The following is a 13716-nucleotide window of genomic DNA, read 5'->3' as shown; positions in this document are numbered from 1 at the left end:
CTCTCCTTACTCCGGGTAGGCCCCGGCGACGTTCTGATCGAAATCCACCAATGCGCCGGTCATCACGCCGGACGCGTCGGAAAGCAAGTAGCTGGCCAGCTCTGCCACATGGCCGGGCTTGACCAGCATCCCCATCGGCTGCCGCGCCTCGGCGGCCTGCAGCCAGCCATCCTGCGCGCCATGGAAGCGCCGCTGCGTCTCATCCTCGCCCGGGGTGTCCATCCAGCCGCAGTTGATGCCGTTGACCCGGATGCGATGCCCCCGCAGCGCCTGGGCAGCGTTCTTGGTGATGTTCGCCAGCGCCGCCTTCGAGGCCGAATAGGGCGCAAGGTAGGACTGCCCGCAATGCACCACCATCGACAGGATGTTCACGGCGCTGGCGGGATACTTCCCGGCGACTGCCAGCTGGGCGAACCGCTGCAGGGCAAAGAACGGCCCCCGGGTGTTCACCGCGATATGCTTGTCGAAGTCGGCGGGCGAGCAGTCGAGGATCGAGCCCCTCTCGGTCGTCGCCGCCGCGTTGACCAGCGCCGTGACCCGTCCGAAGCGCGACGCCGCGTCGTCGATCAGCGCCACAGCATCCTCGACGACCCCCATGTCGGCCCGCCGGAAATGCGCATCGGCCCCGAGGCTGCGCAGCCGGTGCACCGCTGCCTCGCCCTCGGCTACCCGGCGGCCGGCGACGACCAGGCGGGTGCAGCCATGCGCCACCAGAGCCTCGGCAATCGCCAGACCCAAGCCTTGCGTGCCGCCCGCGATGACGGCGACGGTGTCCTTGTGGTCAGGCATAGGCCACGTCCGATCCGCCTTTGACACCAGTGATGTAGCTGACGATGTCATTCCCGTCCGTCTCGTCCTTCCGCAGGCTCGCGACGATGCGACCCCGACGGAAGACGACGATCCGGTCCACCAGATCGAAGACCTGCCGCAGGTTGTGGCTGATCAGGATCATCGGGATGCCCCGGTCCTTCAGGCCCCGGATGATGTTCTCGACCTGAGCTGTCTCTTGCACCCCCAGCGCCGCTGTGGGTTCGTCCATGATGACGAGCTTGGACGCAAAGGCCGCCGTCCGCGCGATGGACACGCACTGGCGCTGCCCGCCCGACATGTTGCGGATCGGGTTGTCGACGTTGGGAATCTTCACGGCTGTGGTCTTCAGCGCCTCCAGCGTCCGGTCACGCATCGTCTTGCGGTCGAGCCACGAGAATGGCCCCAGCTTGAACTTCACCAGTTCTCGCCCAAGGAACAGGTTCGACGGCACGTCCAGATCGTCGGCGAGGGCCAGCGTCTGGAACACGGTTTCAATCCCTGCTTGCCGGGCCTCCAGCGGACCCGAGAAACTGACGGGCTGACCGTCAAAGATGATCTCTCCGCTCGTCCGCTGCTCCACCGCTGTAACCTGGCGCACGAAGGTGGATTTCCCTGCTCCGTTGTCGCCCACGACGGCCACATGTTCGCCGTCGTGCAGGATGAAATTCGCATCGTCCAAGGCGTGGACACCGCCGTAGTGCTTGGTCAGGCCGCGGGTTTCCAGAATGATCTTTGCCATTGCCCTTACCCCCGCGTCCGCTGACGTTGCCGCCACTGGTCCAGCACTACGGCGCCGACGATGATCGCGCCCTTGACCATCTCCTGGTAGTAGGCGTCGAGCTTGATCGACGTGAAGCCCGAGATGATGACGGAGAAGATCGCTGCGCCCAGGACCGTACCGATGATCGACCCGCGACCCCCGGCCAGCGAAACGCCCCCGATCACCGCCATCGCAATGGCGTCGAGTTCGTACATCACCCCCATCCCGGCCTGGGCCGTCAGGTTCTTCGAGGTCAGCAGCACCGCCGCCACCGCCGCCAGAAGGCCTGCAATGGCATAGACCAGCACCTTGTGGCGGTCGACGTTGATGCCGGACATCCGCGCGGCAGCCTCGTTCGACCCAATGGCATAGCAGCGCTTGCCGTAGAGCGTGTAGGTCATGATGACGTGGAACAGGATCGCCAGCAGGACGAAGACCACGGCGGGGTTCTGGCCTTGCCAGGACAGAAGCCCGAAGGTCATGCCGCCCAAAAGGTCGCCATTGGCGAGGCTGCCGTAGGTCTCGGTCGGAAAGCTGACCGGCTGGCCGTTCGACCACCAACGTGCGACGCCACGGGCGCTGACCATGACGCCAAGGGTCGCAATGAATGGCGGAATCTTGGTGTAGGCCACCAGCAAGCCGTTGATAAGCCCCGCGACCAACCCGCAGGCCAGGCCCACGACAATCGGCACGATCACCGGCAGGTCCATCGCCCATTCGCCGAAGATCGCCTTCGGGTTCGGGTTGCCGTTGACCATCGCGGTCTGCGCGAAACTCATCACGATCATTGCCGTCGCACCGACGACCGAGCCCGACGACAGGTCGATCCCGCCGATGATGATGACCTGCGTCACCCCCAGCGCGATGATCCCGATGATCGCGACCTGCAGGATCATGATGTCCAGCCGCTGCTGGTTGAAGATCGCGTCGACATTGTCGCGCATGTTGAACAGGAAGGACCCGCCCTGCAGGCGGTTCAGGATCTCGAAGATCAGGACGATCAGGACGAGGGCGCCGAACACGTTCCACTCCGGCGCGCGGGTGCGCTTTGCCGGATCATATTTCAGGCCGCCCAAACCATGCGTTGCTTCTGCCACGTCGCCCCTCCCCCAGTGCGCGATAACGGATTCCGGCCGATGTTATCTCATCCGCGCCAGAAAAGCGGGGCGACTGTTGCCAGCCGCCCCCCAAGGTGCCCGGAAGGGGCCTCAGTTCTTCGACAGGTAGCCGTCGATGTTCGCCGGGGTCACCAGTTCGAACGGGATGTAGACCTTCTGGTCGACAGCCTCGCCCGCCGCCAGCTTCACCGCCGCATCAAGCGCGCCGCCGCCCTGGGCCGCCGCGTTCTGGAACACGGTGATGTCCAGCTCACCGGCCTGCATCGAGGCCAGCGCATCCTGGGTCGCGTCGACGCCCGAGACGATGACAGAGCCCATGTCGATCCCGGCGGCCTTCATCGCCTGGATCGCACCCAGCGCCATCTCGTCGTTGTTGGCCAGAACGCCGTCGAAGGCCGCGCCGGTCGAGAGCCAGTTGGTCATCAGCGACTGTGCCTGATCGCGCGACCAGTTGGCGGTCTGCTGGTCGATCACATTGACCTTCACCGCGCATTCACCGGCTTCCATCACGTCATAGTAGTTCTGGGTGCGCTGCACGGCCGCCTGGTTCGACAGCTCGCCCTGCATGACATAGACGCTGACCTCGGTCTTGCCCGCAGCGGCCCACTGGTTGCACTGCTCGATGAAGCCCTGACGCGAGGATTCGCTTTCGTTCGAGGCGACGAAGGCCTGGTTGTCGGGCAGGCTGTCGACGTTGATCGGCTGGCGGTTCACATAGACCAGCGGCACGCCAGCGGCGGCGGCGGCATCCGACATCGCTTGCGTGGCCGAGGTATCGACCGGGTTCACGATGATCGCGTCAACGCCCGAGGCGATGAAGTTGTTGATCTGGTCCAGCTGCTTGGCCACGTCGTTCTGAGCGTCTTCGATCTGCACCGACAGGCCTGCCGCATCGGCCTGTTCCTGGATGCCGTTGCGCAGCACGGTCAGGAAGTTGTCGTCGAACAGCGCCATCGACACGCCGATCCCGTCCGCCATCGCGGTGGTGCCCATCAGCGAGGCGAAGCCTGCAGCAAGAAGCGTCTTTTTCATGTCTCTCTCCCTTGTCGGATGTCCGGCTGCATCCTGAATTGTGCCGGAAAGACCCGTTCTCTCCCCGGGTCGGATATCAGGCCGCGCGCGCTGCGAGGCCGGATCGGATGAATTCGAACGACTTCGCCAGTTCGGCGGCCGGATCGGCATAGGCATGCACCTCGGGCGAAAACGCCTCAAAGCTCACCGGCCCGTTCCAGCCCGCCGCCTGCAAGGCCGCGATCTGTTCCACATTGCCCAGCCGGTCGCCCTTGGTCACCAGCACCCGGTGCGGATCGCGCATTTCGCTGAGGCTAACCTCCTGGTCCACCACGCCCGAGACATGGACGATCCCGGTGTGTTCGGGGAACAGCGGCCCGCCATGGGCGAGCGTGTGGTGGAAGGTGTCATGCACCAGCTTGAACCGGCCCGTGCCGCCGACGGCCTCGATCCCCTCGACCGCTTCCGCCTTGTAGCGCAGGGCGCAGATCTCAAACCCTAGGGGTTCTACCATGCCGACCAGATTGTGATCCTCGAGCATCGGCTTGAGTGCCTTTAGTGCCACGCGCAGGTTTGCCTGGCGTTCGCCATTGCCCATGCCAAGGTTGTCGTTGCGCGGGATCAGGCTGACCGCCTCGGCCCCAGCGGCGCGAGCGATCTTCATCAGTGCCAGCGCTTCTGCCTCCTTGTCCGAAGACCAGTCGTTGAAGCGTTTGACTTCGGCCACAGCCAGCAGGCGCAGCCCGTGTTCGCGGGCGAAGGCCCCGCCCTCGACGGGGTCCATGCCGTCAAACAGCGGCTGGGGCAGGTCATTGCGGACCTCGATGCCCACGCAGCCCAGCTGTTTCGACAGCGCCACCAGGTCGCGGAACGAGAGGCGGGCCACCGTCATGTGATTGAGTGCGAAGTGGATCATTCCCGGCCTCCCAACCGTGACGATTGCTTGGGCCGGACCATCCCCGAGACTCTCCCATCGCGTCAATCCGCCGCGGGGCGATCCCATCATTTCTGACGAAATGCGGGTGATGGTCGTGATTGCTTTTCGTCAGACGCTTTCCGGCAGATACAGGTCGGGAGGCAGGAAATGCTGGCCCTGCACCGGAGTCAGCCCGTCGCTTACCGCCGCTGTTGCCAAGCGCACCAGGTCATCGCACAGCCTTTGCAGCGGCGTGGCGATCACCATTGTCACGTGCCGCCCGATCAGCGCGGCCCGGCTTTCCGGCGTCAGCTCATTGACCACCAGCGCCACTTCGCCCGGCGCCCGCGCCTCGCGGACGGCGGCAATGGCCCCCTCCATCCCGCCGCCGGCGCAGTAGATGCCGCGCAGGTCGGGATGGCGGGACAGCAGGTCCAGCGTCGCCTCATAGGTCAGCTGGCGCGTCTCAAGGTTGATCAGAGTGTCCAGCACCTGGAACTGCGGCGCGTGTTCGCGGAAGTAGCTGCGCACCCCGGTTTCGCGCAATTCGTGCCCGTGCCAGCGATAGCCGCCGACGAAGACCGCGATCTTCCCGGCGTGGTGCGAGGCCGTAGCGATCATGTGCGCCGCAATCCGCCCGACCTTCAAGTTGTTGAGACCCAAGTAATTTTGTCGCACGCCCTGGCCAAAATCATTAAGAAGCGAAAAGCAGGGAATACCCTTGGCGTTCAGCTGCATCACCGCTTCGGTCACCTCGGGATGGGTCACCGCAGTGGCCGCAATCGCATCAACGCGACCGACCATGCCCTCCATCAGCTCGGTGAAGTCCTTTGGGGACTGCGAGGCCGCGAAGGCCACCTGCAGGCTGGCACGGACACCCGTCGCCTGGGTCACCGCCCGTTCCGCCTCGGCCTTGAAGGCCTGGTAGAACGCCTGGCGTTCCTTGTGCAGCACCAGTCCCAGCCGGAGGCGCGGCAGGTCGGCCTGCACCCTTTGCCCAATCAGCGGGGCCGCGTGATACCCGATCAGCCGCGCGGCCTCGTACACCCTGCGCGCCGTCTCCTCGCGCACCTTCTCGCGGCCATTCAGCACGCGGTCCACCGTTGCGCTGGAAACGCCGGCCTCGCGCGCGACATCGTGGATCGTAGGTCGGTTGGCCATTGTTCTGACGAAAACCCATCAAGTTCTGACCCGATGATGATGTATCATGACGAAACCTGCAAGCCTGGCTATTGGCGATCCGATGAAGCCGGCCTTATCCACGACTCGAGGGAGGCACCCCCGCCGGGACGTGCGACAGAGGAGGTCGATGATGGGCAAACGCGACTACAGTCTCTTCGGACCGGACGCCCGGCGCGCGGTGGAGAGCGGACTGACGGCGGCAGAGTGGTATCACACCGAAGTGCCGCGCAAGGTGATGAAGGACCTGATGGCCCGCAGCGACGGCCCGGCGATCCGCGATACCGTCATCCTGTATGGCTGCATGATCCTGTTCGCGGGTATTGGCATCGCGCTATGGCCGTCCTGGTGGTCGGCGCCGTTCTGGCTGGCTTACGGCATCCTTTACGGCTCTGCCTCGGATTCGCGCTGGCACGAATGCGGCCATGGCACCGCCTTCAAGACGCCCTGGATGAACAACGCCGTCTACGAAATCGCCAGCTTCATGATCATGCGCAACTCGGCCACCTGGCGCTGGAGCCATGCGCGGCACCATTCCGAGACCTACTTTGTCGGTCGTGACCCGGAGATTGCGGTGATGCGCCCGCCGGAGGTGGCAAAACTGATCCTGAACTTCTTCGGCATCATTGATGTCCTGAAGTTTTTCCCCATCCTGATCCAGAACGCGCTTTCCGGACCAACTGCCGCTGAAAGGACCTTCGTCCCGCAAAGTGAGTGGGGCAAGGTGCAGCGCGTCGCCATAGTCCACGTGGCGATTTACGCGGCGACCATCGCACTTGCCGTCGGGATCGGCTCGATCCTGCCCCTTATGGTCATCGGCCTGCCCCGGTTGTACGGCGCCTGGCACCACGTCATGACCGGGCTTCTGCAGCATGGGGGGCTGGCCGACAATGTCGTCGACCACCGGCTGAACAGCCGCACGGTCTACATGAACAGGGTCAGCCGCTTCATCTACTGGAACATGAACTATCACGTGGAGCACCACATGTTCCCGATGGTCCCCTACCATGCGCTTCCGAAGCTGCATGAGGCCATCAAGGGCGACCTGCCGCTGCCCAACCGCTCTATCGCCGAGGCGTTCCGGGAAATGTGGCCCGCCATCAAGCGCCAGGTGATGAACGAGGACTACTTCATCAAGCGCGACCTGCCGCCCAGCGCGAAACCGTACCGCGAGGATTTCCACCAGTACGTGCCGGGCATGATGCCCCCCGCCGCCGCAGAATAAGGACTGACCATGCCCTGGATTGACGCCTGCAGTACCTCTGACATCGACGAAGAAGACCTGATCCGCTGGGATCATGCGGGCAAGACATTTGCCATCTATCACTCGCCGGAGGGGGAGTTCTTCGCGACCGCGGGTCTGTGCACGCACGAGAACGTTCACCTGTGCGACGGCCTTGTCATGGGTCACCTGATCGAATGCCCCAAGCACAACGGCCAGTTCGACTACCGGACGGGCGAGGCCAAGCGCACCCCGGTCTGCGTGAACCTGGCGACGTATCCAGTGAAGGTCGAAGGCGACCGCGTTTTCGTCGAGGTGTCGTGATGGCCCCGCCGACCGTCAAGGACCTGATGGACGCCCGCGGCACGCACCAGTTCGCGATGCTGCGGGTCGAGACGCTCGAGGAAGCCGAGGCAGCGGCCCGCGCGGGGGTGGAGCTTCTCTCTGTCCCGCCCGCGATGATCATGGACCGCCGCTTTCGCGAAGTGGCACCGGATGCCTTCGCCTTCCCGGGCGACAATTTCTATGAAATCGGCGGGACCGACGACTTTCTGCGCTGGGCCTTTCCCTTGTTCAAACATGGGGCTGATGGCTTCTATTGCTCGGGTTCACTGGCGACCGTGAAGGCGATGTCCGACCACGGCTTGCCGGTCTGCGGCCATGTCGGGCTGATCCCTTCGAAACGGACCTGGACCGGTGGATTCAAGGCGGTGGGCAAGACGCTGGAGACCGCAAAGCTGGTCTGGAACCAGTGCAAGGCGCTGGAAGAGGCCGGAGCCTTTGCGGTGGAGATCGAGGTCGTCCCGCATTCGATCACCCGGCTGATCGCGGAGCGGACCGGGCTGTTCCTGATCTCGATGGGGGCCGGGGCAGGGGGGCATGCCCAGTATCTTTTCTCGGACGACGTGCTGGGGCAGAACCGGGGGAAGGTCCCGCGTCATGCCAAGGTCTATGCCGACCTGGCCAGCGAATACGACCGCCTGCAGGCCATGCGGGTCGAGGCAATGGGTCGGTTCGTCCGGGACGTTCACGACGGCGATTACCCCGCGCCGCAGCATCTGGTGGACTGTGACAGCGCGGTCGTGGATGGCTTCCGCGATTGGCTAGACCTGGTCGCCTGAGCGAGTAGGGAAGTTAACTTGCAGGTGGACAGGGATAGACGTGGTATTCCTGCTGGCAGAGTGCTGCTTCCGCGACCACAAGAGAATTGAACGGATGGCCTGACAGACATAGCCTTTGCGGGCTTGAACGTGAGGAACATGTCCAACCTTTCGCATCTGCGTGAGATCGACCAGGTCCTGGCGGGGCATGGGATGGGGCGCGATGCGCTGGTCGAACAGTCATGGCGGCGCTGTGTCGAGGAGTATGGGATGGACCCGGCCAAGCCGAGCCCGGCCCATATCGTCACCGAGGCGCGTTTGCGCGAACACCGGGAACAGTCGGAGCGGCTGATTTCCATCGCGCGCAGCGGGCTGGAAATGCTGTTCCGACAGATTGCCGGGCAGAAGTATGTGCTGCTGCTGGCCGATGCCAAGGGTGTCACGGTCGACTACTTCGGTGATCCGAAGTTTGAAGAGGAACTGCGTCAGGCGGGGCTGTATCTGGGGTCGGACTGGTCCGAGGAACTGGCCGGGACCTGTGGCGTCGGGTCCTGCATCATCACGCGCGAGGCGATCACGATCCATCAGTCGGACCATTTCGACCTGACGCATACACCGTTGTCCTGCACGGCGGCCCCGATCTTCGATACGGACGGCAATCTGGCGGCGGTGCTGGACATCTCTCTCCTGCGCTCGCCACAGCCCAAGATCAGCCAGAGCCTGGCGCTGAACCTGGTCAAGGCCAGTGCGCGGCGGGTTGAGATGGCGAACCTGATGGCAATGAACCGTGGCGACTGGGTGCTGCGCTTTTCGACAAACCCGGAATTCCTGGATGTGGACCCCGAGGCGGCGGTCGCCCTGGATGGATCCGGTCGGATCATCGGCATGACGCACGGGGCCGAGCAAGTCCTTTCGCGGCAGATGGACGGGCGTATGGACGGTGTGGCGATCGGGCAAAGGATCGACCGTTTCTTCGATCTTTCAGTCGACAGCTTGCCCGACCTGATGCGCGGACGTCCGACCGAAGACCGCCTGATCCAGTTGCGTGACGGACAGGGCATGTTCGGCCATGCCATCGCGCCACAATCGGAACGGCGACCGGTGCCGGTGGGCGAAGCGGGGCCGTTGCAGGGCATTGGGGGGGGCGACCCGGCGATCCGACGGCTGCAGGCGGATGCCGCGCGGCTGGCCCCGACCGGGATCGCGCTTCTGGTGTCGGGCGAGACGGGGACCGGGAAAGAGCGGCTGGCCCGGGCGATCCATACCTGTCAGCCTGGGAGCCGTCCCTTCGTCACGCTGACCTGCGCCGCGCCGCTGCCTGACCTTGATGGTGTCGCGGCAGCGGCAATGGGTGGGACGCTCTTCATCGACGGACCAGGCGATCTGTCGCTGGCGGATCAGGGACGCCTGCTGCATCTGGTCGCGGGGTTCGCCTATCTGCCCACACGTCAGCGACCAAGGCTGATCACCGCCAACGTCGGCGATCTGGCTGCGATGGTGCAGGGCGGGACGTTCCGCGCAGATCTGTTCTTCCTGCTTGCCCCCGTGACCCTGTCCCTGCCACCCCTTCGGCTGCGGCAGGATTTCGACTGGTTGATCGACCGGATCCTGCGGCAACTGGGGCACCTGCGCCCGCAGAGCTTGCGAATTTCTCCGGCCGCGCGGGCCGAGTTGAAGGCGCGCGACTGGCCCGGCAACCTGCGGGAGCTCGCCAATACGCTGGAGGTCGCTGTAACTTTGGCCGAGGGCGCGGTGATCGACCTGCCCGACCTTCCGTCGGCGCCCTTGTCGCCGTTGAAGGCCACTGCGTCACTTGCCGACGTCCTGGCAGCCTGCCAGGGGAACATGGCACTGGCGGCGCGCAGGCTTGGGGTCAACCGCTCGACCATCCTTCGCCGGGCGCGGCGAGAGGGGCTTGTTGCCTGAACCGCGTTGCGAAGGCTGTTGCGCGTGCAACGGCAACGGCGGGAAAGTTCAGTGCGCGCCCGATCGGTACGGGAATTCCGGTGACAAGCCCGCTGCACGGCTCACCCTGCGGTTGGGAGCAAAAGGGAGGAACAGACATGCTCGACACAACTGCCGATGCCGAGGTGCAGGGGCTGCTGGACACGTTTGGGGCCGCGCTGGAGCGGGGCGACATCGCCGCTGCGACGGACTGCTTTCAGGACGATTGCTATTGGCGGGACCTGGTGACCTTCACCTGGAACATCCATACCTGCGAGGGAAAGGGACAGATCGCCGCGATGTTGGGCGCGCAGCTTGCCGCGACGCGACCCGCGGGCTGGAGGATCGCCGAAGGCGAAACGGCAAGTGCCGATGGCGGCGTGTCCACAGCATGGATCGAGTTCGAGACCGGCGTGGCGCGTGGCTACGGACTGGTGCGCCTGAAGGACGGCAAGATCTGGACGCTGCTGACCACGATGGTCGAACTGAAGGGGCACGAGGAACACAAGGGTTTTTCCCGTCCGCTTGGGGCAAAGCACGGCGCGGGCAAGCACCGCCCGACCTGGAAGGAAGAGCGCGAGGCCGAGGCGCGCGAACTGGGCTACACGAAACAGCCCTATGTGCTGATCATCGGTGGCGGACAGGGTGGGATCGCGCTTGGCGCGCGGCTGCGGCAACTGGGCGTGCCCGCGATCATCATCGAAAAGAACGAACGTCCCGGTGACAGCTGGCGCAACCGCTACAAATCGCTCTGCCTGCATGACCCGGTCTGGTACGACCATCTGCCCTACATCAAGTTCCCAGAAAACTGGCCCGTCTTCGCCCCCAAGGACAAGATCGGCGACTGGCTTGAGATGTACACCAAGGTCATGGAGCTGAACTACTGGGCCCGGACGACCTGCAAATCCGCGAAGTACGACGAGAAGGCCAAGGAATGGACGGTGGTGGTGGACCGCGACGGCCAGGAGGTCGTGCTGCGTCCCAAGCAGCTGGTTCTGGCCACCGGCATGTCGGGCAAGGCCAACATGCCGACCTATCCTGGAATGGAAAGCTTCAAGGGTGACCAGCACCATTCCTCGCGCCACCCCGGTCCGGATGCCTACAAGGGCAAGAAGGCCGTGGTGATCGGCTCGAACAACTCGGCGCACGACATCTGCGCGGCGCTGTGGGAGGGCGATGTCGACGTGACGATGGTGCAGCGGTCTTCGACCCATATCGTGCGGTCGGACACGCTCATGGATGTGGGACTTGGCGGGCTCTACTCGGAACAGGCGGTGCGATCGGGGATGACGACCGAGAAGGCCGACCTGATCTTCGCCAGCCTGCCCTACAAGATCCTGCATGAATTCCAGATCCCGCTCTATGAGAAGATGAAGGAGATCGACGCCGAGTTCTATGCGGGGCTGGAAAAGGCCGGGTTCTGGCTGGACTGGGGTCCCGACGGGTCGGGGCTGTTCATGAAGTACCTGCGGCGCGGATCGGGCTACTACATCGACGTGGGCGCCAGCCAGCTGATCATCGACGGCAAGATCAAGCTGGCGCATGGCAACGTGAAGGAGATTGTCGCGGATGGCGTGGTGCTGGAAGACGGCACCAAGCTTGAGGCGGACGTGATCGTTTATGCCACCGGCTATGGCTCGATGAACGGCTGGGCCGCCGACCTGATCGGCAAGGATGTGGCGGACAAGGTCGGCAAGTGCTGGGGATTGGGTTCGGATACGCCCAAGGATCCGGGCCCGTGGGTTGGCGAACAGCGCAACATGTGGAAGCCCACGCAGCAAGAGGCCCTCTGGTTCCACGGTGGCAACCTGCATCAGTCGCGGCACTACAGCCAGTTTCTGTCGCTGCAACTGAAGGCTCGGATGGAGGGTATCGATACGCCGGTCTATGGCGTGCCAAAGACCTACCATCTGGGGTGAGAAGGACCGGCAGGCACGGCGCAGTCGCGCCGTGCCTGCCTAAGGGTCAGCCGATTATCGGGACGGTGAAATCGCACCTGGCCCAAAGAAGGCGGTCGGCACCAAGCACCGCCGGCAGCCTGCAGAAGCCATCCTAGCCTGGAGTTGGCAGCACGCGCTTCAGGAAGTCACGCGCGGCGGCAAATCCGTCGCCAGAAATGTCGTGTCCGACACCTCCCATGGTGATCCGAATAGCCGGGACGCCGACTTGCGAAAGGGCGGTCATGGTCTGGCCGATTTCATCCGCGGACAGCAGATCATCCTCGGCGCCGGTCAGGATCAGGAAAGGTGGCTTGCTGCGGATCTCGGCGGCGAGGGCGTCCTTGCGCTTCATCCGGCCTGCGATGGCGACGACGCCGGCCAGTTGATCGCGGCGCCGGGGACCGACCTCGTAGGCCAGCCCCGCCCCTTGCGAGAAGCCGAGCAGCACCAGCGCCTGGGAGGGCAAGCCATGCGCCGCAAGCTGGTGGTCAAGGAAGGCGTCAAGCAGCCGGGCCGAGGCGTGCAGGCGCAGGTCGGCCTCATCGGCGCTGGAGCCGTCCAGTTCGGGGATGGTGTACCACATGCGCCCACCGGAGCGGCCCGGGGCGGGGTCAGGCGCGTCCGGAGCAAGGAAGGTGGTGTCGGACAGCGCGGACGAGAGGGTGTTGCCCAGTCCCAGCATGGCCGCCCCGTTCGCTCCGAAGCCATGCAGAAGGACGACGAGGCTGCGGGTCTGGCCGGAACGGGCGGGAAGAATGTGGTGGGTCAGGGTCATGGCGTCGGTCAGGCGATGCTCCTGCGGCGCAGTTGCGTCCAGAGGATGATGAGGGTCAGCACCAGGACAACCGCCTTGACCGGCAGATCGCCTAGGCTGCCTGCGGCAAGGTCAAGCCCAAGGGCGGCGATCTGGATGACCAGGAGGACGAGGGCTGCGACGGTGACGGTGGCGGGCGGCAGCCGCACAATACCCGGTAGGATCAGTCCCAGGGCTGCGAGCCCCTCGATCCCCGCCACCAGCCGCACCAGCCACAGCGGCGCGTCGGGAATCCAGACCAGATCCAGCGCTGCCAGAGTCTCGGGCGATGACATCCCTTCCAGCCAGGCCGCGATGAAGAACGGGATCGCCACAAGGACGCGGATGACCCAGAGGGCGATGGACCAGGCCATGGACTGCGTGACCGTGGCGGACATGCGTCACCCCTTTCGCAGCGCGGGGATCATCCGCGCAAGGGTGCCGTCCTTGCGGACGAACTGGTTGAAGATGGCGGCAAGGCCGTGGGCGATGGCCGCGAAGAAAAGCGCGGTAGACAGCGCGAAGTGTAGACCTCCCAGCGGGGCGATCTCGTTCCAGGTCAGCATGCCGGTGACGACCATCGCCAGGAGAAGGCCGTACAGCGCGTTGTGCATGATGCTGGCAACCATCGCCTGGCCGGGCGAGGTGCCGGGGGCATGGCCGGGCACACCGTGGCGGAAGCGCAGGTAAAGGCGGCCGATGACGGCCAGGAGGATGACGAAGCCGATCGACACGTGGAACCAGGCCCAGGTCATGTCGCCGTCCGCGGCGGGCTGGCCTGCTTCGCGGGCATCGACGACGGCGACGATCGCCTCGTTGAAGCCGATCTGCAGGATGACGCCGATCACGACGATCCAGTGCAGCCAGATCTGGGCGGGGCGATAGGCGGTGGGGGTGGCGGACATGGCGGGGCTCCGGGTTTG

14 protein-coding genes are annotated in these 13716 nt (G+C 64.7%); 5 read left to right on the top strand and 9 right to left on the bottom strand.

Annotated features, from left to right (window positions below; genetic code table 11):
* Positions 1 to 6: 6 nt before the first annotated feature.
* From AC2EAL_RS14980 to AC2EAL_RS14955, 6 genes are all read right to left on the bottom strand, one after another.
* A complete protein-coding gene (locus AC2EAL_RS14980; RefSeq protein ID WP_484725042.1) occupies positions 7 to 789 on the bottom strand; it encodes an SDR family oxidoreductase in 783 nt (260 codons plus the stop codon).
* Complete coding sequence (locus AC2EAL_RS14975) at positions 782 to 1549, bottom strand: ATP-binding cassette domain-containing protein (protein ID WP_484725041.1); 768 nt, start codon at positions 1547 to 1549, stop codon at positions 782 to 784. The genes AC2EAL_RS14980 and AC2EAL_RS14975 overlap by 8 nt, the downstream gene beginning before the upstream one ends.
* Before the next feature lie 5 nt (positions 1550 to 1554).
* Entirely contained in the window at positions 1555 to 2667 is a 1113-nt protein-coding gene (locus tag AC2EAL_RS14970) for an ABC transporter permease (RefSeq protein ID WP_484725040.1), read from the bottom strand.
* A gap of 111 nt (positions 2668 to 2778) precedes the next feature.
* On the bottom strand, positions 2779 to 3720 hold the full coding sequence (locus tag AC2EAL_RS14965) for a substrate-binding domain-containing protein (protein WP_484725039.1): 942 nt from the start codon (positions 3718 to 3720) through the stop codon (positions 2779 to 2781).
* A 76-nt stretch (positions 3721 to 3796) separates the two neighbouring features.
* Positions 3797 to 4615, bottom strand: a complete 819-nt coding sequence (locus tag AC2EAL_RS14960; RefSeq protein WP_484725038.1) for a TIM barrel protein — start codon at positions 4613 to 4615, stop codon at positions 3797 to 3799.
* Between the two features lie 129 nt (positions 4616 to 4744).
* A complete protein-coding gene (locus AC2EAL_RS14955) occupies positions 4745 to 5776 on the bottom strand; it encodes a LacI family DNA-binding transcriptional regulator (protein ID WP_484725037.1) in 1032 nt (343 codons plus the stop codon).
* Positions 5777 to 5927: 151 nt separating this feature from the next.
* Between AC2EAL_RS14955 and AC2EAL_RS14950 the strand changes: the two genes are divergently transcribed.
* From AC2EAL_RS14950 to AC2EAL_RS14930, 5 genes are all read left to right on the top strand, one after another.
* The gene (locus AC2EAL_RS14950) at positions 5928 to 7019 is read left to right on the top strand and encodes a fatty acid desaturase family protein (RefSeq protein WP_484725036.1); all 1092 of its coding nucleotides are present in this window, start codon (positions 5928 to 5930) and stop codon (positions 7017 to 7019) included.
* Positions 7020 to 7028: 9 nt separating this feature from the next.
* A complete protein-coding gene (locus AC2EAL_RS14945; RefSeq protein ID WP_484725035.1) occupies positions 7029 to 7340 on the top strand; it encodes a MocE family 2Fe-2S type ferredoxin in 312 nt (103 codons plus the stop codon).
* Entirely contained in the window at positions 7340 to 8137 is a 798-nt protein-coding gene (locus AC2EAL_RS14940) for a 3-methyl-2-oxobutanoate hydroxymethyltransferase (RefSeq protein WP_484725034.1), read from the top strand. The genes AC2EAL_RS14945 and AC2EAL_RS14940 overlap by 1 nt, the downstream gene beginning before the upstream one ends.
* A gap of 138 nt (positions 8138 to 8275) precedes the next feature.
* Positions 8276 to 10042: a sigma-54-dependent Fis family transcriptional regulator gene (locus tag AC2EAL_RS14935; protein ID WP_484725033.1), complete on the top strand. Its 1767-nt coding sequence runs from the start codon at positions 8276 to 8278 to the stop codon at positions 10040 to 10042.
* A 137-nt stretch (positions 10043 to 10179) separates the two neighbouring features.
* Positions 10180 to 11979, top strand: a complete 1800-nt coding sequence (locus AC2EAL_RS14930) for an NAD(P)-binding domain-containing protein (protein ID WP_484725032.1) — start codon at positions 10180 to 10182, stop codon at positions 11977 to 11979.
* A 133-nt stretch (positions 11980 to 12112) separates the two neighbouring features.
* Here AC2EAL_RS14930 and AC2EAL_RS14925 read toward each other — a convergent pair whose 3' ends face one another.
* Genes AC2EAL_RS14925 through AC2EAL_RS14915 form a run of 3 tightly spaced genes read right to left on the bottom strand, consistent with a single transcriptional unit; the run spans position 12113 to position 13698 of the window.
* A complete protein-coding gene (locus AC2EAL_RS14925; RefSeq protein WP_484725031.1) occupies positions 12113 to 12775 on the bottom strand; it encodes an alpha/beta hydrolase in 663 nt (220 codons plus the stop codon).
* 8 nt (positions 12776 to 12783) lie between these two features.
* Positions 12784 to 13191: a DoxX family protein gene (locus tag AC2EAL_RS14920; RefSeq protein WP_484725030.1), complete on the bottom strand. Its 408-nt coding sequence runs from the start codon at positions 13189 to 13191 to the stop codon at positions 12784 to 12786.
* Between the two features lie 3 nt (positions 13192 to 13194).
* Positions 13195 to 13698, bottom strand: a complete 504-nt coding sequence (locus tag AC2EAL_RS14915; protein ID WP_484725029.1) for a cytochrome b — start codon at positions 13696 to 13698, stop codon at positions 13195 to 13197.
* Positions 13699 to 13716: the final 18 nt, after the last annotated feature.

Source organism: Tabrizicola sp. T74 (assembly GCF_057219935.1).
The sequence above is the reverse complement of the archived record's forward strand: the minus strand, read 5'-3'. Positions and strand labels throughout refer to the sequence as shown.